The organism is Pseudomonas sp. GD04091 (assembly GCF_029836165.1).
GTDB lineage: Bacteria > Pseudomonadota > Gammaproteobacteria > Pseudomonadales > Pseudomonadaceae > Aquipseudomonas.
In genome coordinates this window covers 1-18,327 of the sequence record NZ_JAOEBG010000025.1, presented here as the reverse complement: position 1 = coordinate 18,327, position 18,327 = coordinate 1, and the positions used below count along the sequence as shown (strand labels likewise).

Annotated in this window: 17 protein-coding genes; 15 read left to right on the top strand and 2 right to left on the bottom strand. The window is 64.8% G+C overall.

Going from position 1 to position 18,327, the window contains the following annotated elements; all coding sequences use genetic code 11:
- Positions 1 to 166: 166 nt before the first annotated feature.
- Genes N7422_RS22890 through N7422_RS22880 form a run of 3 tightly spaced genes read left to right on the top strand, consistent with a single transcriptional unit; the run spans position 167 to position 2,641 of the window.
- On the top strand, positions 167 to 772 hold the full coding sequence (locus N7422_RS22890; protein WP_279808676.1) for a biliverdin-producing heme oxygenase: 606 nt from the start codon (positions 167 to 169) through the stop codon (positions 770 to 772).
- A gap of 50 nt (positions 773 to 822) precedes the next feature.
- Complete coding sequence (locus N7422_RS22885; protein WP_279808675.1) at positions 823 to 1,236, top strand: YbaN family protein; 414 nt, start codon at positions 823 to 825, stop codon at positions 1,234 to 1,236.
- Between the two features lie 58 nt (positions 1,237 to 1,294).
- The gene (locus N7422_RS22880) at positions 1,295 to 2,641 is read left to right on the top strand and encodes a CoA transferase (RefSeq protein ID WP_279808674.1); all 1,347 of its coding nucleotides are present in this window, start codon (positions 1,295 to 1,297) and stop codon (positions 2,639 to 2,641) included.
- A gap of 18 nt (positions 2,642 to 2,659) precedes the next feature.
- Here the strand turns inward: N7422_RS22880 and arcD (N7422_RS22875) are convergent, their stop codons facing one another.
- A complete protein-coding gene (gene arcD / locus N7422_RS22875) occupies positions 2,660 to 4,087 on the bottom strand; it encodes an arginine-ornithine antiporter (RefSeq protein WP_279808673.1) in 1,428 nt (475 codons plus the stop codon).
- Positions 4,088 to 4,512: 425 nt separating this feature from the next.
- On the opposite strand from arcD (N7422_RS22875), the gene arcD (N7422_RS22870) reads away from it, so the two are divergent.
- From arcD (N7422_RS22870) to gcvP, 9 genes are all read left to right on the top strand, one after another.
- Positions 4,513 to 5,940: an arginine-ornithine antiporter gene (arcD, locus tag N7422_RS22870; protein ID WP_279808672.1), complete on the top strand. Its 1,428-nt coding sequence runs from the start codon at positions 4,513 to 4,515 to the stop codon at positions 5,938 to 5,940.
- A gap of 33 nt (positions 5,941 to 5,973) precedes the next feature.
- Entirely contained in the window at positions 5,974 to 7,227 is a 1,254-nt protein-coding gene (gene arcA / locus N7422_RS22865) for an arginine deiminase (protein ID WP_279808671.1), read from the top strand.
- A gap of 69 nt (positions 7,228 to 7,296) precedes the next feature.
- The gene (locus N7422_RS22860) at positions 7,297 to 8,307 is read left to right on the top strand and encodes an ornithine carbamoyltransferase (RefSeq protein ID WP_279808670.1); all 1,011 of its coding nucleotides are present in this window, start codon (positions 7,297 to 7,299) and stop codon (positions 8,305 to 8,307) included.
- A gap of 87 nt (positions 8,308 to 8,394) precedes the next feature.
- On the top strand, positions 8,395 to 9,324 hold the full coding sequence (arcC, locus tag N7422_RS22855; RefSeq protein WP_279808669.1) for a carbamate kinase: 930 nt from the start codon (positions 8,395 to 8,397) through the stop codon (positions 9,322 to 9,324).
- Between the two features lie 56 nt (positions 9,325 to 9,380).
- Positions 9,381 to 9,749 (top strand): DUF5064 family protein, encoded by a 369-nt coding sequence (locus N7422_RS22850; RefSeq protein ID WP_279808668.1) that lies wholly within the window; start codon positions 9,381 to 9,383, stop codon positions 9,747 to 9,749.
- Positions 9,750 to 9,942: 193 nt separating this feature from the next.
- A complete protein-coding gene (locus N7422_RS22845; RefSeq protein WP_279808667.1) occupies positions 9,943 to 11,451 on the top strand; it encodes a sigma-54-dependent transcriptional regulator in 1,509 nt (502 codons plus the stop codon).
- A 168-nt stretch (positions 11,452 to 11,619) separates the two neighbouring features.
- The gene (gene gltS, locus N7422_RS22840; RefSeq protein WP_279808666.1) at positions 11,620 to 12,825 is read left to right on the top strand and encodes a sodium/glutamate symporter; all 1,206 of its coding nucleotides are present in this window, start codon (positions 11,620 to 11,622) and stop codon (positions 12,823 to 12,825) included.
- A 274-nt stretch (positions 12,826 to 13,099) separates the two neighbouring features.
- Positions 13,100 to 13,483 carry a glycine cleavage system protein GcvH gene (gcvH, locus tag N7422_RS22835; RefSeq protein ID WP_279808665.1) on the top strand — a complete coding sequence of 128 codons (384 nt, stop codon included), beginning with the start codon at positions 13,100 to 13,102 and terminating at the stop codon, positions 13,481 to 13,483.
- An 11-nt stretch (positions 13,484 to 13,494) separates the two neighbouring features.
- Positions 13,495 to 16,350, top strand: a complete 2,856-nt coding sequence (gene gcvP, locus N7422_RS22830) for an aminomethyl-transferring glycine dehydrogenase (protein ID WP_279808664.1) — start codon at positions 13,495 to 13,497, stop codon at positions 16,348 to 16,350.
- A 223-nt stretch (positions 16,351 to 16,573) separates the two neighbouring features.
- On the opposite strand, the gene gspK is transcribed toward gcvP, so the two are convergent.
- Positions 16,574 to 17,539: a type II secretion system minor pseudopilin GspK gene (gene gspK, locus N7422_RS22825; RefSeq protein WP_279808663.1), complete on the bottom strand. Its 966-nt coding sequence runs from the start codon at positions 17,537 to 17,539 to the stop codon at positions 16,574 to 16,576.
- A gap of 136 nt (positions 17,540 to 17,675) precedes the next feature.
- Between gspK and tatA the strand changes: the two genes are divergently transcribed.
- The 3 genes from tatA to N7422_RS22810 all read left to right on the top strand — a co-directional run.
- Positions 17,676 to 17,894 carry a twin-arginine translocase TatA/TatE family subunit gene (gene tatA / locus N7422_RS22820; protein ID WP_279808662.1) on the top strand — a complete coding sequence of 73 codons (219 nt, stop codon included), beginning with the start codon at positions 17,676 to 17,678 and terminating at the stop codon, positions 17,892 to 17,894.
- Positions 17,894 to 18,181, top strand: a complete 288-nt coding sequence (tatB, locus tag N7422_RS22815) for a Sec-independent protein translocase protein TatB (RefSeq protein WP_279808661.1) — start codon at positions 17,894 to 17,896, stop codon at positions 18,179 to 18,181. The genes tatA and tatB overlap by 1 nt, the downstream gene beginning before the upstream one ends.
- Positions 18,181 to 18,327 (top strand): twin-arginine translocase subunit TatC (locus tag N7422_RS22810; RefSeq protein ID WP_347815275.1); only part of this gene is annotated, 147 nt, incomplete at its 3' end. The genes tatB and N7422_RS22810, both read left to right, overlap by 1 nt.

Below are 18,327 nucleotides of genomic sequence, written 5' to 3'. Positions count from 1 at the left end.
CGCTCCCACAGGTCCCGCGTGGTACCTGCAGGAGCAGGCTTGCCCCGCGAAGGCCCTGACACCGCCCTATGAGAATGATTTCACTTTGCAGGTGAGGTTTTTTTACTGTCCTGCGTCTTCTCTTTCGTCTTGTCACTAGACAGCCCCATTTCCCAAGGATGCCCCCATGACCGCCTCGTCCACCGAACGCGCCGCCCTGCGCTCCCAGCGCCTGAACCAGGTCACCCACGCCCCGCACACCGAGCTCGACGCCCTGGTCAAGTCGCACAAGCCGTTCGACAGTCGCGAAAGCTTCGCCCGCTTCGTGGTTGCCCAGTACCTGTTCCAGTCCGAACTGCAAGCGCTGTACACCGACCCGCAGCTGATCGCCATCGTCCCTGACCTGGCCGAGCGCTGCCGCGCCGAACAGGCCCGCCTGGACCTGGCCGACCTCGACACCGAAGTGCCCGCGCCGTTCGCCGGCGCCCTGCAGAACCCGAGCCTGGGCGAGGCCCTGGGCTGGATCTTCGTCTCCGAAGGCTCCAAACTGGGCGCCGCGTTCCTGATCAAGCGTGCCGTGGCCCTGGAACTGTCCGAGACCTTCGGTGCCCGTCACCTGGGCGAGCCGGCCGGTGGCCGCGCCGAAGGCTGGAAGCAGTTCACCCGTATCCTGGACAGCCTGGAACTGTCGCCCGAGGAAGACGCCGCCGCCGAGCGTGGCGCGGTCGCCGCCTTCGAGCGCTTCACCGAGCTGCTCAAGCACGCCTACGCCACCGACGCCGCGCTGGCCTGACACGCTTTACCCCGGCCGCCTGCGGGCGGCCACATCGTTGCAGTGAGACCATGACCCGAATCGCCCGCTCGAAACTGTCCCGCCTGCTCTATGCGATCCTCGCCTACGTCAGCCTGGGGATAGGCCTCGTGGCCATCGTCATCCCCGGTCTGCCCACCACCGAATTCATCCTCCTTGCCGCCTGGGCCGCCACCCGCAGCTCGCCGCGCCTGTCGGCCTGGCTGGAGAACCATCGCCTGTTCGGGCCGATCCTGTACAACTGGCGCAACGGCAAGGTGATCCAACGCCGCGCCAAGGTCAGCGCGACCCTCAGCATGCTGCTGTGCGCCGGCCTGATGCTGACGTTCCTCGAACACCGCTGGCCGGTGTTCCTCGCCATCGGCGGCATGACCCTGGGCAACCTGTGGATCTGGTCGCGCCCGGAACGCCCGACCCCACGAGGTTCCGTCGAACTGCAAGGTTGATTCATTTGCGTCACGGCGCCAGATGTACTGCAATGGGATCCTCTCAGGAGGACCCTGCATGCGGCCGTTGCTCGACACCATTGCCCACGCCCTGACACTCGACGCCGCTGCCGTGCGCTGGCACGGTATCGGCGCCCTGCCCTGCGCGTTCGCCGTCACCGGCCTGGCCTCGGCCAGTTTCGCGGCCTGCGGCCTGGCCCTGGCCGACCTGCTGCAAGGCCAGCTGCGCAACGGCCCGCAAGTCAGCGTCGACCGCCGCCTGGCGTCGTTCTGGTTCGGCACCAGCCTGCGCCCCCTGGGCTGGGAGCCACCGCCGTTGTGGGACGCCATCGCCGGCGACTACAAGGCCCGGGATGGCTGGATACGCCTGCACACCAATGCCCCCCATCATCGCGCCGCAGCCTTGCAGGTGCTGGACTGCCCTGCCGACCGGGCCAGCGTGGCCAGCCACGTGCTCGCATGGGATGCCGACACGCTGGAAAGCGCCATCGTCGCCAACGGTGGCTGCGCGGCGCGGATGCGGGGTTGGCAGGAGTGGTGCGCTCATCCTCAAGGCCAGGCGGTGAATCGCGAGCCGCTGATCCTGCGCGAACCTCACACGGGCGCGCCGCTTGCCTGGCAAGGCAGCGAGGCCAGGCCGCTTCGCGGGATCAAGGTGCTCGACCTCACCCGCATTCTCGCGGGCCCGATTGCCACGCGCCTGCTGGCCGGTTTTGGCGCCGATGTGCTGCGCCTCGACCCGCCCGACTGGGAAGAGCCGGCGGTCGCCGCCGAAGTCACGCTGGGAAAACGCTGTGCACGCCTTGACCTGCGTACAACCGACGGCAAGCGGATTTTCCTGCAGCTGCTGGCCGAGGCCGATGTGCTGGTTCACGGCTACCGCGCCGATGCCCTCGAGCACCTGGGGCTCGGCGCGCAACAACGCCGCCGGCTCAACCCCGGGCTGATCGATGTAAGCCTCAATGCCTACGGCTGGAGCGGCCCCTGGCGGGATCGGCGCGGTTTCGACAGCCTGGTGCAGATGAGCACCGGCATCGCCCGCGAAGGCATGCGTTGGCGGCAGACGGACCGGCCAGTGCCATTGCCGGTGCAGGCGCTGGATCATGCCACGGGGTATCTGATGGCCGCCGAGGCAATCCGGGCGCTGGGCGAGCGACTGCGCAGCGGCATGGGCTGCCGGGCCCGATTGTCGCTGGCGCGGACCGCGAAGTTGCTGGTCGAGCGAGGGACGATGGAGGAAGACCTGCCGTTGGCGGCGGAGTCACCCGAGGATCTCGCCCCCACCATCGAACGCACGGCCTGGGGCGAAGCCCAGCGAATCAGCGGGCCGTTGAAAGTGGGCGAAGCGTTGATGGGCTGGGAACGAGGAGCATCGCAACTGGGCTCGGCGCAGGCGCGGTGGTAACGGATCAACCGCGATGCTCTAGAGACTCAACAACCCCGAATACAACGCGTATGCCGCCAACCCCGCCCCGGCCAGCACGGCAGCGAATATCAGCCGCTCCCAGCGTGTGAACAATACCTGTCCCTGCTCGCGCTTGGCCCGGGCGAACAGGATCACCCCGGGGGCATAGAGCAATGCCGACAGCAACACATACTTGAGTCCGCCGGCATACAGCAGCCAGATGGCATACAACAGGGCAACCCCCGCCACCAGCAGATCCTTGCGCCGCACGTCCGCCTGCCCCTGATAGCCCTCGCCACGCACGACCAGCAGCACAGCGTAGGCCGCCGACCAGAAATACGGCACCAGGATCATCGACGACGCCAGGTAGATCAGGCTGGTATAGGTGCCCGCCGAAAACAGCGTGATCAGCAGGAACCCCTGGATCATCACATTGGTCAGCCACAGGGCGTTGGCCGGTACCTGGTTGGCGTTCTCCCGCGCTAGGAAGCGCGGCATGGTCTTGTCACGAGCCGTGGCGAAGAGAATCTCCGCGCACAGCAGCGCCCACGACAACAAGGCGCCCAGCAGCGACACCGCCAGGCCGATGCTGATCAGCAACGCCCCCCACGGCCCGACGATATGCTCGAGCACCGACGCCAGCGAAGGGTTCTGCAGTCCCGCCAGTTCCGGCTGGGTCATCACCCCCAGCGACAGCACGTTGACCAGCACCAGCAGCGCCAGCACGCCGAGAAAGCCGATCACGGTGGCCTTGCCCACATCCGAACGACGCAGCGCGCGCCCCGAGTAGACACTGGCGCCCTCGATACCGATGAACACGAACACCGTCACCAGCATCATGTTGCGCACCTGCTCCAGCACGCTGCCGAACTGTGGATTGCTCAGGCCCCAGATATCGCGGGTGAAGATATCGGCGCGAAAGGCCACGGCGGCGATCACGATGAAGATCAGCAACGGCACGACCTTGGCCACGGTGGTCACCTGGTTGATGAACGCCGCCTCCTTGATTCCGCGCAATACCAGGAAATGCACCGCCCACAGCAGCAGCGAGGCGCAGCCGATGGCCACCGGCGTGTTGCCTTCGCCAAACACTGGGAAGTAGAAACCCAGGGTACTGAACAACAGCACGAAATAGCCGACGTTGCCCAGCCAGGCGCTGATCCAGTAACCCCAGGCCGAAGAGAATCCCATGTAGTCGCCGAACCCGGCCTTGGCATAGGCATAGACCCCCGAATCCAGTTCGGGCTTGCGGTTGGCCAGGGTCTGGAAGACGAAGGCCAGCGCCAGCATGCCCACCGCGGTGATGCCCCAGCCGATCAGCACCGCGCCGACATCGGCACGCGCGGCCATGTTCTGCGGCAACGAGAAGATCCCGCCACCGATCATCGAGCCGACCACCAGCGCGATCAGCGCGCCAAGGCGCAGCTTTTGTCCGGGTTCGCTCATGGAGTTCCTCGTGCGCGGGCGCGCGTAAACGAATTGGGCAACAGCGATATTACAAGTTTCTTATTAAATCAAGCCATTAAAGCTATAGCACTCATAACTGCGCTGTCTATAGCCGCCACCTGTTAAAAGTGACAGTTGTCGATTGTTTCGCGGATCGCCTAAACCTGTCGCTGTTTACTGTGAAAAATTTGCGAAACGCCTAAAAGGGTCTAACTTCACAGTTCGCAGGCAAAACGGATCGTTTGCCCCAGTTGGACACGGAGGTGCCAGTGCGCAAGGCCTGCAGCAGAGTTGTCGGCATCCTCCAGGAGACGCGTGAAGGATTTTTCATACCTTCATGCGGGCATGAACTGATCTAAGTCAGCTAATGATCCCGGCGTCAGATTTATTCTGAAGCCAACTTTCTCCTGGTACGGAGTCGTTAAATGTCTGATTCTCCCGGAAAACTAAAACTTGGTGCACTCGTTGCACTTGTCGTCGGCTCGATGATTGGCGGCGGGATCTTCTCGTTGCCGCAGAACATGGCCGCCAGCGCCGGCGTCGGTGCCGTGCTGATCGGCTGGGCCATCACCGCGGTGGGCATGCTCACCCTCGCCTTCGTCTTCCAGACCCTGGCCAACCGCAAACCCGATCTCGATGGCGGGGTGTACGCCTACGCCAAGGCCGGATTCGGTGACTACATGGGCTTTTCCTCGGCCTGGGGCTACTGGATCAGTGCCTGGCTGGGCAACGTCGGTTACTTCGTGCTGCTGTTCAGCACCCTGGGGTACTTCTTCCCGGTCTTCGGTGAGGGCAACACCCCGGCGGCGGTGATCGGCGCCTCGATCCTGCTGTGGGCCGTGCACTTCCTGGTACTGCGCGGGATCAAGGAAGCGGCGTTCATCAACCTGGTCACCACCGTGGCGAAGGTCGTGCCGCTGGCGCTGTTCGCCCTGATCTGCCTGTTCGCCTTCAAGCTCGATGTGTTCACCGCCGACATCTGGGGCGTGGGCACGCCGGAGCTGGGCAGCGTGATGAACCAGGTGCGCAACATGATGCTGGTCACCGTCTGGGTGTTCATCGGCATCGAGGGCGCAAGCATCTTCTCGTCCCGTGCGGAAAAACGCTCCGACGTCGGCAAGGCCACGGTCATCGGCTTCGTCACCGTGCTGCTGTTCCTGGTGCTGGTCAACGTACTGTCGCTGGGGGTGATGACCCAGCCGGAACTGGCCAAGCTGCAGAACCCGTCGATGGCCGCCGTGCTCGAGCATGTGGTCGGCCACTGGGGCGCGGTGCTGATCAGCGTCGGCCTGATCATCTCGTTGCTGGGGGCCCTGCTGTCGTGGGTGCTGCTGTGCGCCGAGATCATGTTCGCCGCCGCGAAAGACCACACCATGCCGGAGTTCCTGCGCCGCGAGAACGCCAACCACGTGCCGGCCAACGCCCTGTGGCTGACCAACGCCATGGTGCAGATCTTCCTGGTCATCACCCTGTTCTCCAACAGCACCTACCTGTCGCTGATCTACCTGGCCACCTCGATGATCCTGGTGCCCTACCTGTGGTCGGCGGCCTACGCCTTCCTGCTGGCCTGGCGCAACGAGACCTACGAACAGGCCCTGGCCGAACGCAAGAAAGACCTGATCATCGGCGGCATCGCCCTGCTGTACGCCATCTGGCTGCTGTACGCCGGCGGCGTGAAATACCTGCTGCTCTCGGCCCTGCTCTACGCCCCTGGCGCGATCCTGTTCGCCAAGGCCAAGCGCGAGGTCGGCCAACCGATCTTCACCAGCGTGGAAAAACTGATCTTCGCCGCCGTGGTCGCGGGCGCCCTGGTGGCGGCCTATGGCCTGTACGACGGTTTCCTGACTCTCTGAACCCCACGTCTTCGCTTTACAGGAGGATTCACCATGTCCACTGAGAAACAGCAATACGGCGTCCACTCCGAAGCCGGCAAACTGCGCAAAGTGATGGTCTGCAGCCCGGGCCTTGCGCACAAGCGCCTGACCCCGAGCAATTGCGACGAACTGCTGTTCGACGATGTGATCTGGGTCGACCAGGCCAAACGCGACCATTTCGATTTCGTCACCAAGATGCGCGAGCGCGGTGTCGATGTGCTGGAAATGCACAACCTGCTGACCGACATCGTCCAGCAGCCCGAGGCGCTGAAGTGGATTCTCGATCGCAAGATCACCTCCGACACCGTCGGCGTCGGCCTCACCAACGAAGTGCGCAGCTGGCTCGAAGGCCTGGAGCCGCGCCACCTGGCCGAGTTCCTGATCGGCGGCGTGGCCGGCCAGGACCTGCCGCAGAGCGAAGGCGCCGACGTGATCAAGATGTACAACGACTACCTCGGCCACTCCAGCTTCATCCTGCCGCCGCTGCCCAACACCCAGTTCACCCGTGACACCACCTGCTGGATCTACGGTGGCGTGACGCTGAACCCGATGTACTGGCCGGCGCGACGCCAGGAAACCCTGCTGACCACCGCCATCTACAAGTTCCACAAGGAGTTCACCAACGCCGACTTCCAGGTCTGGTACGGCGACCCGGACAAGGACCATGGCAACGCCACCCTCGAAGGCGGCGACGTAATGCCGATCGGCAAGGGCGTGGTCCTGATCGGCATGGGCGAGCGCACCTCGCGCCAGGCCATCGGCCAGCTGGCGCAGAACCTGTTCGCCAAGGGCGCGGTGGATAAGGTCATTGTCGCCGGCCTGCCGAAATCCCGCGCCGCGATGCACCTGGACACCGTGTTCAGCTTCTGCGACCGCGACCTGGTCACGGTCTTCCCGGAAGTGGTGAAAGAAATCGTGCCGTTCATCATCCGCCCGGACGAAAGCAAACCGTACGGCATGGACGTGCGCCGCGAGAACAAGTCGTTCATCGAGGTGGTCGGCGAGCACCTGGGGGTCAAGCTGCGCGTGGTCGAGACCGGCGGCAACAGCTTCGCCGCCGAGCGCGAACAGTGGGACGACGGCAACAACGTGGTGGCCGTGGAACCCGGCGTGGTCATCGGCTATGACCGCAACACCTACACCAACACCCTGCTGCGCAAGGCCGGCATCGAGGTCATCACCATCAGCGCCGGCGAACTGGGCCGAGGCCGCGGCGGCGGCCACTGCATGACCTGCCCGATCGTGCGCGACCCTATCGACTACTAAAACGTCCATCCCCCGGCCGCACCTACCCGGTGGCGGCCGGGCCGATCACCGAATCCAAGGAGAACCGTCATGGCGTTCAACATCCACAACCGTAACCTGCTCAGCCTCGAACATCACACCACCCGCGAGCTGCGCTACCTGCTGGACCTGTCCCGCGACCTCAAGCGCGCCAAGTACACCGGCACCGAGCAGCAGCACCTGAAGGGCAACAATATCGCCCTGATCTTCGAGAAGACCTCGACCCGCACCCGCTGCGCCTTCGAAGTCGCCGCCTATGACCAGGGCGCCAACGTCACCTACATCGACCCCAATTCCTCGCAGATCGGCCACAAGGAAAGCATGAAGGACACCGCCCGCGTGCTCGGGCGCATGTACGACGCCATCGAGTACCGTGGCTTCAAGCAGGAGATCGTCGAAGAGCTGGCCAAGTTCGCCGGCGTGCCGGTGTTCAACGGCTTGACCGACGAGTACCACCCGACCCAGATGATCGCCGACGTGCTGACCATGCGCGAGCACAGCGACAAGCCGCTGCACGACATCAGCTACGCCTACCTGGGCGACGCCCGCAACAACATGGGCAACTCGCTGCTGCTGATCGGCGCCAAGCTCGGCATGGACGTGCGCATCGCCGCGCCCAAGGCGCTGTGGCCCCATGACGACCTGGTCGAGCGCTGCCAGAAATACGCCGAGGAAAGCGGCGCGCGCATCACCCTGACCGAAGACCCGAAAGCCGCGGTCAAGGGCGTGGACTTCGTGCACACCGACGTGTGGGTATCGATGGGCGAGCCGGTCGAGGCCTGGGGCGAGCGCATCAAGCAACTGCTGCCCTACCAGGTGAACAAGGAGCTGATGAAAGCCACCGGCAACCCACGGACCAAGTTCATGCACTGCCTGCCGGCGTTCCACAACTCCGATACCAAGGTCGGCAAGCAGATCGCCGAACAGTATCCGCACCTGGCCAACGGCATCGAAGTGACCGATGACGTGTTCGAGTCGCCGGCGTGCATCGCCTTCGAGCAGGCGGAAAACCGCATGCACACGATCAAGGCGATCCTGGTTTCGACCCTGGCTGATCTCTGACAGCGGCCTGAGACTCTGTGGGAGCCGGCTTGCCGGCTCCCACAGGTCCCGACCAGACCATCACATTTGCGCCAAAGGACATTTCCCATGCGTATCGTTGTTGCATTGGGCGGCAACGCCCTGCTGCGTCGCGGCGAGCCCATGACCGCTGACAACCAGCGCGCCAATATCCGCACCGCCACCGAACAGATCGCCAAGATTCACCCAGGCAACGAACTGGTCATCGCCCACGGCAACGGCCCGCAGGTCGGCCTGCTGTCGCTCCAGGGCATGGCGTACAAGCCCGACGAGGCATATCCGCTGGACGTGCTCGGTGCCGAGACCGAGGGCATGATCGGCTACATGATCGAGCAGGAACTGGGCAACCTGCTGGCCTTCGAAGTGCCGTTCGCCACCCTGCTCACCCAGGTCGAAGTGGACGCCAACGACCCCGCGTTCAAGGACCCGACCAAGTTCATCGGCCCGGTCTACGACAAGGCAGAAGCCGAGCGCCTGGCCAAGGAAAAAGGCTGGGTGGTCAAGGCCGACGGCGACAAGTACCGCCGCGTGGTGGCCAGCCCGAAACCCAAGCGCATCTTCGAGATCCGCCCGATCAAGTGGCTGCTGGAAAAGAACAGCATCGTGATTTGCGCGGGCGGTGGCGGCATCCCCACCATGTACGATGAAAACCGCAAGCTCAAAGGCATCGAAGCGGTGATCGACAAGGACCTGTGCTCGGCGCTGCTGGCCGAACAGCTGGAGGCCGACCTGCTGATCATCGCCACCGACGTCGACGCGGCGTACATCGACTTCGGCAAGCCGACCCAGAAGGCCATTGCCCAGGCCCACCCGGACGAGCTCGAGAAGCTGGGCTTCGCCGCCGGCTCCATGGGGCCGAAGGTGCAAGCCGCCTGCGACTTCGCCCGGCACACCGGCAAGGTGGCGGTAATCAGCTCGCTGGAGAACATCGAGGATATCGTCAAGGGCACCGCCGGCACTCGGGTTTCCACTCAGAAGCCAGGCATCAGCTACCGTTGAATGCAGTTGGCGGGTGCCAGTCGCCCGCCGTTTTCAACCTTCCGAAGGAGTCTGCCATGGCCAAGTACGAGCCCGGTCATGTACACATCGAGCGCATGGCGCTGAACAACAACGACCACAGCTACGACCTCAATATCGAATACGAAAGGGCAACGGACCCCAGCGAAGGCAGCGGCATCCAGTTCCGCATGCATGGCAGCATCGAGGGCAAGCCGGTCGACGAGAAGTTTTTCCTGGCCAAGGACCAGGTACTGCCGAGCTTTCTCATGCACCTGAGCCGCAAGGCCCAGTCCTACCTGCCACCGCCGAAGAAATTCGAGAACCTGAACTCGCCGCACACGCTCTACGACTTCATGTTCGAAGACATTCGCGAAAAGCTGAACGTGAAATCCGGCGACCCGATCGACCCCGAGCATCTCGAGTAATTGCTGGGGCTGCTGCGCAGCCCTTTCGCGACACAAGGCCGCTCCTACAGGTATCTCACCGCTTATGGATACGGTGCTTTACCTGTGGGAGCGGCCTTGTGTCGCGAAAGGGGCGCACAGCGCCCCCGGCAATGTTGGGTTGGTCACGGCTCCCAAGGCATACTACGGCCTCCCTCGGCCATAATTGCCCTCCATGCGTATCCACGTCAGCTTCATCGACCGCGTCGGCATCACCCAGGAAGTCCTGGCCCTGCTCGGTGCCCGCCACCTCAACCTCGATGCCGTGGAGATGGTCCCGCCGAACGTCTACATCGATGCCCCGACGCTCAGCCCCGCCGTGCTCGAGGAACTCCACGACGCGCTGTTCGAAGTGCACGGCGTGCAGTCGGTGCAAGTGGTCGACATCCTCCCCGGCCAGCGCCGTCACCTGCAGCTCGATGCCCTGCTCGCCGCCATGAGCGACCCGGTGCTGGCGGTGGACAGCGCGGGCAAGGTGCTGCTGGCCAACCCGGCGCTGATCGCCCTGTGCGGGCGAGAATCGGCCGGACGCTCGGTGGGCGAGCTGTTCGGCGACCCCGACCTGCTCCAGGCCCTGCTGGACAACAACTTCCACCTGCCCATGCGCGAGATGCAGCTCAATGGCCAGAGCCTGCTGCTGGACGCCACGCCGATCACCAACGCCGGTGGGCTGCTGACGCTGTACCCACCGAACCGCATGGGCGAACGGCTTTCGGCGCTGCACCATGACCATGCCGAAGGCTTCGACGCCATGCTCGGCGACTCCCCGGCCATCCGCACGCTCAAGGCGCGCGCGCTGCGCGTGGCGGCCCTCGACGCGCCCTTGCTGGTGCATGGCGAGACCGGCACCGGCAAGGAACTGGTGGCCCGCGCCTGTCATGCCATCAGCAGCCGTCATGGCGCGCCGTTCCTGGCGCTCAACTGCGCGGCACTGCCCGAGAGCCTGGCCGAAAGCGAACTGTTCGGCTACGCCCCCGGTGCCTTCACCGGCGCACAGCGCGGCGGCAAACCCGGGTTGATGGAGCTGGCCAACCAGGGCACGGTGTTCCTCGACGAGATCGGCGAGATGTCGCCTTACCTGCAGGCCAAGCTCCTGCGCTTTCTCAGCGACGGCAGCTTCCGTCGCGTCGGTGGCGACCGCGAAGTGAAGGTGGATGTGCGCATCATCAGCGCCACCCACCGTGACCTGGAACGCATGGTGGGCGAAGGAACCTTCCGCGAAGACCTGTTCTACCGCCTCAACGTGCTCAACCTGCAGGTGCCGCCGCTGCGCGAGCGCGGCCAGGACATTCTCTCGCTGGCGCACTTCTTCATGCGCCAGGCCTGCACCCAGATCCAGCGCCCGCCCTGCCGCCTGGCCCCGGCCACGCATCCGGCGCTGCTGGCCAACCCCTGGCCGGGCAACGTACGCCAACTGCAGAACGTGATCTTCCGCGCCGCGGCCATCTGCGAGAGCACTGTGGTGAACATCGGCGACCTGGACATCGCCGGCACCTCGGTGGCTCGCGGCCAGGAAGGCGAGGTGGCGAGCCTGGAGCGGGCGGTCGCCGATTTCGAACGCGAACTGCTGGAGCGCCTGTATGCCAGCTACCCTTCGACCCGGCAGTTGGCCGCACGCCTGCAGACATCGCATACCGCCATTGCCCAGCGTTTGCGCAAGTACGGCATTCCCAACAAGGGCTGATCGTCGCTGCGCGGATACGCCTCATGAGCACATAAGAAAAACCTGGAAGGCCTTTCAGAATCCCCCTACGAGCCAACTAATACTTTCCGAAACCTGCCACGTACCATGTCGACGCTGTCCGGGAGGCGCCTCAGATCCGCCTCTGCACCTTGACGAAGAGTACGTTGAATGCTTGAACTCGATTTTTACGGAACACTGGTGGCCGCCTCGCTGGTCCTCCTGCTGGGGCGCGGCCTGGTCAAACGCATCGGCTTTTTGCGCACCTACAACATTCCCGAACCGGTCGCCGGAGGCCTGATAGTCGCACTTGTCCTGCTGGGCCTGCGCAGCTTCGAAATCCAGGTCCAGTTCGATACGTCATTGCAGTCGCCGTTGATGCTGGCGTTCTTCGCCACCATCGGCCTCAACGCCGATATCGCCAGCCTGAAGAAAGGCGGACGCGTCGTCGCCACGTTCCTGCTGGTCGTCGCCGGACTGCTGCTGGTGCAGAACGCCATGGGCATCGGACTGGCCAAGGTATTGGGGCTCGACCCGTTGATGGGCCTGCTGTCCGGCTCGATCTCCCTGTCGGGTGGCCACGGCACGAGCGCCGCCTGGGGCGCGACCTTCAGTGAAACCTACGGCCTGGCCTCCGCCACCGAACTGGCGATGGCCTGCGCGACGTTTGGCCTGGTACTGGGTGGCCTGATCGGTGGCCCGGTCGCCCGCCTGCTGGTCAAAGGCATCCAGACGCCCGGCATCGAGCAGGAAATGCCGCGACTGCCAAAAGGCTTCGAGCAACCGAACAAGGAGCGCCTGATCACCCCTCTTTCCCTGGTTGAGACCATCGCCCTGATCGCTGTCAGCCTGCTGGCCGGCTCGCTGCTGAACGGCCTGCTCCTGGGGACTGCCTTCGAACTGCCGACGTTCGTCTGCGTGCTGTTCGTCGGCGTGCTGCTGCGCAACGCGCTTTCGGCACTGGGCCTGTACCAGGTGTTCGAGCGGGAGGTTTCGGTGCTGGGCAATGTCAGCCTGTCGCTGTTCCTGGCGATCGCCCTGATGTCGTTGAAACTGTGGGACCTGGCGTCGCTGGCCTTGCCGTTCCTGATACTTCTGGCGACGCAGACACTGGTCATGGCGCTGTTCGCGATCTTCGTGACGTTCAGGGTGATGGGGCGCAACTACGATGCGGCGGTACTGGCCGCCGGGCACTGCGGCTTCGGTCTCGGCGCCACGCCGACGGCCATCGCCAACATGCAGGCCGTCACGCAACGCTATGGGCCTTCGCAGCTGGCCTTTCTCGTCGTGCCCATGGTGGGGGCGTTCTTCATCGACATCATCAACGTCATCGTGATCAAGCTGTATCTGGCTCTTCCGCTGTTCAGCGCCGGTTGAGGACACCTTCGTATTGAAATCGATACACCGTATCGAAATCACTACACACTCATCCGGATACGTCTACGCAAGGGCTTGATCCCACAACGCTTTACAATCCAGGCCCTTGTGTATCGATTTCGTTCCATAACGATGCAACCCATTTTTCAAAAAACATTTAACTAACTGATAAATAAGGATTTTTATAGACTGGCCGCATTATTGCTATGGGAATTCCAACCTTAAGAGCGTGGCTCAACCACGCCCAACGCCCCCTGCTTCCCGAGGAATTCCCATGAGCGAGTTGCGTTTCACCGAAGATCACGAATGGCTGCGCGTCGAAGCCGACGGCAGCGTCACCGTGGGCATCACCGCCTACGCCCAGAACGCCCTCGGCGACGTGGTCTATGTGCAACTGCCGGAGCTGCAGCAGTACGACAAGGGCGCCGAAGCCTCCACCGTGGAATCGGTCAAGGCCGCCAGCGGCGTGTACATGCCCCTGAGCGGTGAAGTGGTCGCCGTCAACGACGGGCTCAACGACAGCCCCGAACGGGTCAACGAAGACCCGCTGGGCGAAGGCTGGTTCTTCCGCTTCATCCCCGCCGACATGAGCGACGTAGCCAAACTGCTCGACCAGGACGCCTACGACCGCCTGATCAAAGCCAACGACGACGCCTGAGGAACCGGACCATGACCATCAACCTCGGCACCGCCAACGAATTCATCGCCCGTCACATCGGCCCGCGCGCCGCTGACGAACAAACCATGCTCACCACGCTGGGCTTCGACTCGCTGGAAGCGATGACCGCCGCGGTCATTCCCGACAGCATCAAGGGCACCAGCGTGCTCGGCAGCGAAGACGGCCAGAGCGAGGCCAACGCCCTCGCCGCGCTGAAAGCCATCGCCGGCAAGAACCAGCTGTTCAAGAGCTTCATCGGCCAGGGCTACTACAACACCCATACCCCGGCGCCGATCCTGCGCAACCTCCTGGAAAACCCGGCCTGGTACACCGCGTACACCCCGTACCAGCCGGAAATCTCCCAAGGCCGCCTGGAAGCGCTGTTGAACTTCCAGACCCTGATCAGCGACCTCACCGGCCTGCCGATCGCCAACGCTTCCCTGCTCGACGAAGCCACCGCCGCCGCCGAAGCCATGACCTTCTGCAAGCGCCTGTCGAAGAACAAGGCCAGCCATGCCTTCTTCGCCTCCGTGCACTGCCATCCGCAGACCCTCGACGTGCTGCGCACCCGTGCCGAGCCGCTGGGCATCGATGTGGTGGTGGGCGACGAGCGTGAACTGAGCGATGTCAGCGCCTACTTTGGCGCCCTGCTGCAATACCCGGCCAGCAACGGCGACGTGTTCGACTACCGCGACCTGGTCCAGCGCTTCCACGCCGCAGGCGCCCTGGTAGCCGTGGCCGCCGACCTGCTGGCCCTGACCCTGCTCACCGCGCCCGGCGAATTCGACGCCGACGTGGCCATCGGCAGCGCCCAACGCTTCGGTGTGCCACTAGGCTTCGGTGGCCCGCATGCGGCCTACTTCGCCACCCGTGACGCGTTCAAGCGCGACATGCCGGGCCGCCTGGTCGGCGTGTCGATCGACCGCTTCGGCAAGAGCGCCCTGCGCCTGGCCATGCAGACCCGCGAGCAGCACATCCGCCGCGAGAAGGCCACCAGCAACATCTGCACCGCCCAGGTGCTGCTGGCCAACATCGCCAGCATGTACGCCGTGTACCACGGCCCGGCCGGCCTCAAGCGCATCGCCGAGCGCACCCACGCGCTGACCGCGATCCTGGCCACCGGCCTGACCAAGCTGGGCGTGAAGGTCGTCACCGGCGACTTCTTCGACACCCTGACCCTGGCCACTGGCAGTGGCACCCTCGGCTTGCATGAGAAGGCCCACGCCAACGGCATCAACCTGCGCCAGGTCGACGCCGCCCACCTGGGCCTGTCGCTGGACGAAACCAGCAGCCAGGCCGATGTCGAGGCCCTGTGGCAGCTGTTCGCCGACGGCCAGGCCATTCCGGACTTCGCCGCCCTGGCCAGCACCGTCGCCGCGCGCCTGCCGGCCGCCCTGCTGCGCCAGTCGGCAATCCTCGAACACCCGGTATTCAACCGCTACCACAGCGAAACCGAGCTGATGCGCTACCTGCGCCGCCTGGCCGACAAGGACCTGGCGCTGGACCGCAGCATGATCCCGCTGGGTTCATGCACCATGAAGCTCAACGCCGCCAGCGAGATGATCCCGGTGACCTGGGCCGAGTTCGGCAACCTGCACCCGTTCGCCCCGGCCGAGCAGAGCCAGGGCTACCGGCAGATGACCACCGAGCTGGAGGCCATGCTCTGCGCCGCCACCGGCTACGACGCCGTGTCGCTGCAACCCAACGCCGGCTCGCAAGGCGAGTACGCCGGCCTGCTGGCGATCCGCGCCTACCACCGCAGCCGCGGCGACAGCCACCGCGACATCTGCCTGATTCCGTCCTCGGCCCACGGCACCAACCCCGCCACCGCGCACATGGCTGGCATGCGCGTGGTGGTCACCGCCTGCGACGCCCGCGGCAACGTCGACATCGACGACCTGCGCGCCAAGGCCATCGAGCATCGCGAGCGCCTGGCGGCGATCATGATCACCTACCCGTCGACCCACGGCGTGTTCGAGGAAGCCATCGGCGAAATCTGCGCGATCATCCACGACAACGGCGGCCAAGTGTACATCGACGGCGCCAACATGAACGCCATGGTCGGCCTGTGCGCCCCGGGCAAGTTCGGCGGCGACGTCTCGCACCTGAACCTGCACAAGACCTTCTGCATTCCCCACGGCGGTGGCGGCCCGGGCGTCGGCCCGATCGGCGTCAAGGCGCACCTGGCGCCGTTCCTGCCGGGCCACGCCCGCCTGGAGAACACCACGGGCGCGGTGTGCGCGGCACCGTTCGGCAGCGCCAGCATCCTGCCGATCACCTGGATGTACATTCGCATGATGGGGGGCGCCGGTCTCAAGCGCGCCTCGCAGATGGCGATCCTCAACGCCAACTACATCGCCCGTCGCCTGGAAGAGCACTATCCTGTGCTGTACACCGGCGGCAACGGCCTGGTGGCGCACGAGTGCATCCTCGACCTGCGCCCGCTCAAGGACACCAGCGGCATCAGCGTCGACGACGTGGCCAAGCGCCTGATCGACTTCGGCTTCCACGCCCCGACCATGTCCTTCCCGGTGGCCGGCACGCTGATGATCGAACCGACCGAAAGCGAGTCCAAGGAAGAACTGGACCGTTTCTGCGACGCCATGATCCAGATCCGCCAGGAGATTCGCGCGGTCGAGAATGGCAGCCTGGACAAGGACGACAACCCGCTGAAGAACGCCCCGCACACCGCGGCGGAGCTGGCGGGCGAATGGACCCACGGCTACAGCCGCGAGCAGGCGGTCTATCCGCTGCCGAGCCTGGTGCAAAGCAAGTACTGGCCGCCGGTGGGCCGGGTCGACAACGTGTTCGGCGACCGCAACCTGGTCTGCGCCTGCCCGTCGATCGAGAACTATCAGGACGTCTGAGACGGTCTTGGAAAAACTGGGGCTGCTGCGCAGCCCTTTCGCGACACAAGGCCGCTCCTACAAGGGCGGCACCTATCCCTGTAGGAGCGGCCTTGTGTCGCGAAAGGGCTGCGAAGCAGCCCCGGGATTCCAGCATCGCTACAAAGATCGTGGGGCCGCTTTGCGGGCCTTTCGCGACACAAGGCCGCTCCTACACGGATTGCGTATAGCCTGTGATTGTCTGCTACCAGGCCACCACCTCCCGCCCCCTGACCCGCACCTGCTGCGCCGGCACCCGCGCATGCCACTGCACCACGCCCAACGCCTCGATCTGGAACTGGCTGCGCAGCGTGCGTCCCTCTTCCTCGAACGACAGCTGCAGCACGAAATGTCCACTGTTGAGCAGCAAGCCCTCGCTCAAGCGGGCGAACGTCTCGTCATCCACCGCCCCCAGCGCCTGGCGCAATGCCGCCGCATCCACGTACCCCGCCGCCGGTCGGCCACTGATGATGCGACTGAGCAGCGAACGGGAGAACTGTCCTTCGTACAGGGCCTCCAGCAGCGGCAAATGCTCCAGCCCCAAGGCGTTGGCATTGAGCCGCCAGCCACTGGTCAGAGGTAATGCGCAGAGCATTCGGTAGCGGCCCTGTCGACCACTGTCAGGCTCCAGCAGCAGGTTGAGCTCGCTGGTATCGAGCATCGGCTGGTTGGCCGCCAACCGGGGCGGCTGCTGGCGCAGGTACTGAGCACTCTCGGCCCCTTGCAGGCGCGCATCGCTGTCGGCATCCAGCCAATCGGCCAAGGCATCGACCAGCCGCTCGGCGGCCATGTCGTCACCCAGCAGATGCCGCAGCTGACGCTCGGCCTGCGGGCCATCCTCGCCCAGCAGGGCATTGACGTTGAAGCAGGTGTGCTGGTCGATCACCCGCAACCGCGCCTTGCCCGCGCCGAAGTCATAGTCCAGCGGTTGCCCGCGCAGCGCCTGCCAGAACAGCGGGCTGGCGCGCCATGCCGGGTCTCGCAACGCCTGGGTGGCATAGGCCAACCCGGCCTGCTCCATCGCCCGCGCCTGCACCCGCTGGTGCAGCAGGCGCACCTCGTCCACCTGGCGCCGACCATCCTCCACCAGCCAGGCCAGCCCCGCCGCGAGCATCGCCAGCACCACCAGCACCATCAGCAGTGCCGCGCCCTGTTGTCGCCTGCGCCCCATCCTTGCCTTCCTGTCGCCGGTAAAAAGCGCCAGTCAACACGCCGGTTGTTTCAGCCAGATGGCAGTCATGTGCGCGTCATCTGCGCAGGGCACGATTGGCCTTCCTTTTTCTTTGACCTGACAGGAGTGGTCTTACATGGGTGGCATCGGAATCTGGCAATTGGTGATCGTGCTGCTGATCGTCTTCCTGCTGTTCGGCACCAAGCGTCTCAAGGGGCTGGGCAGTGATGTGGGCGACGCGATCCAGGGCTTTCGCAAGTCCATGGGCGGCACTGCCGACAACAACGTCGAGCAACAACCGCAGGTGCTGAACAATCCGCCGGTACAGCAGGCGCAGACGGATCGTCAGGCCTGATGTTCGAGATCGGCTTCACCGAACTGCTGCTGGTCGGTATCGTCGCCCTGCTGGTGCTCGGTCCCGAGCGCCTGCCGGTGGCGGCGCGCACCCTCGGCCGCGGGCTGGGTCAGGCGCGCCGGGCGATGAATGCCTTGAAGGCGCAGGTGGAACGGGAGATCGACATGCCTGCCCTGGATGCCGCGCCGCTGCAGCGCCTGGAGCAGGAAATCCGCCAGGGCATCCAGCTCGACGCGGCGCCGGCCAATGACGCGACCCCGGTCGCCCACGCCAAGGAGAGCGCCTGATGTCACTCGCCTTCGAACAGGCGGCGTGCATGCCGCTGACCGATCACCTGCGCGATCTGCGAAAACGCCTGGTGCGCTGCCTGCTGGCGATCGCGCTGGTGTTCTGCGGGTTGTTCCCCTTCGCCCAGACGCTGTACACGCAGATC

What these genes read in the sequence shown, in the direction of transcription:
- N7422_RS22890 (WP_279808676.1), top strand. Translation starts at nt 167, where the DNA reads ATGACCGCCTCGTCCACCGAACGCGCCGCCCTGCGCTCCCAGCGCCTG.
- N7422_RS22885 (WP_279808675.1), top strand. Translation starts at nt 823, where the DNA reads ATGACCCGAATCGCCCGCTCGAAACTGTCCCGCCTGCTCTATGCGATC.
- N7422_RS22880 (WP_279808674.1), top strand. Translation starts at nt 1,295, where the DNA reads ATGCGGCCGTTGCTCGACACCATTGCCCACGCCCTGACACTCGACGCC.
- arcD (WP_279808673.1), bottom strand. Translation starts at nt 4,087, where the DNA reads ATGAGCGAACCCGGACAAAAGCTGCGCCTTGGCGCGCTGATCGCGCTG.
- arcD (WP_279808672.1), top strand. Translation starts at nt 4,513, where the DNA reads ATGTCTGATTCTCCCGGAAAACTAAAACTTGGTGCACTCGTTGCACTT.
- arcA (WP_279808671.1), top strand. Translation starts at nt 5,974, where the DNA reads ATGTCCACTGAGAAACAGCAATACGGCGTCCACTCCGAAGCCGGCAAA.
- N7422_RS22860 (WP_279808670.1), top strand. Translation starts at nt 7,297, where the DNA reads ATGGCGTTCAACATCCACAACCGTAACCTGCTCAGCCTCGAACATCAC.
- arcC (WP_279808669.1), top strand. Translation starts at nt 8,395, where the DNA reads ATGCGTATCGTTGTTGCATTGGGCGGCAACGCCCTGCTGCGTCGCGGC.
- N7422_RS22850 (WP_279808668.1), top strand. Translation starts at nt 9,381, where the DNA reads ATGGCCAAGTACGAGCCCGGTCATGTACACATCGAGCGCATGGCGCTG.
- N7422_RS22845 (WP_279808667.1), top strand. Translation starts at nt 9,943, where the DNA reads ATGCGTATCCACGTCAGCTTCATCGACCGCGTCGGCATCACCCAGGAA.
- gltS (WP_279808666.1), top strand. Translation starts at nt 11,620, where the DNA reads ATGCTTGAACTCGATTTTTACGGAACACTGGTGGCCGCCTCGCTGGTC.
- gcvH (WP_279808665.1), top strand. Translation starts at nt 13,100, where the DNA reads ATGAGCGAGTTGCGTTTCACCGAAGATCACGAATGGCTGCGCGTCGAA.
- gcvP (WP_279808664.1), top strand. Translation starts at nt 13,495, where the DNA reads ATGACCATCAACCTCGGCACCGCCAACGAATTCATCGCCCGTCACATC.
- gspK (WP_279808663.1), bottom strand. Translation starts at nt 17,539, where the DNA reads ATGGGGCGCAGGCGACAACAGGGCGCGGCACTGCTGATGGTGCTGGTG.
- tatA (WP_279808662.1), top strand. Translation starts at nt 17,676, where the DNA reads ATGGGTGGCATCGGAATCTGGCAATTGGTGATCGTGCTGCTGATCGTC.
- tatB (WP_279808661.1), top strand. Translation starts at nt 17,894, where the DNA reads ATGTTCGAGATCGGCTTCACCGAACTGCTGCTGGTCGGTATCGTCGCC.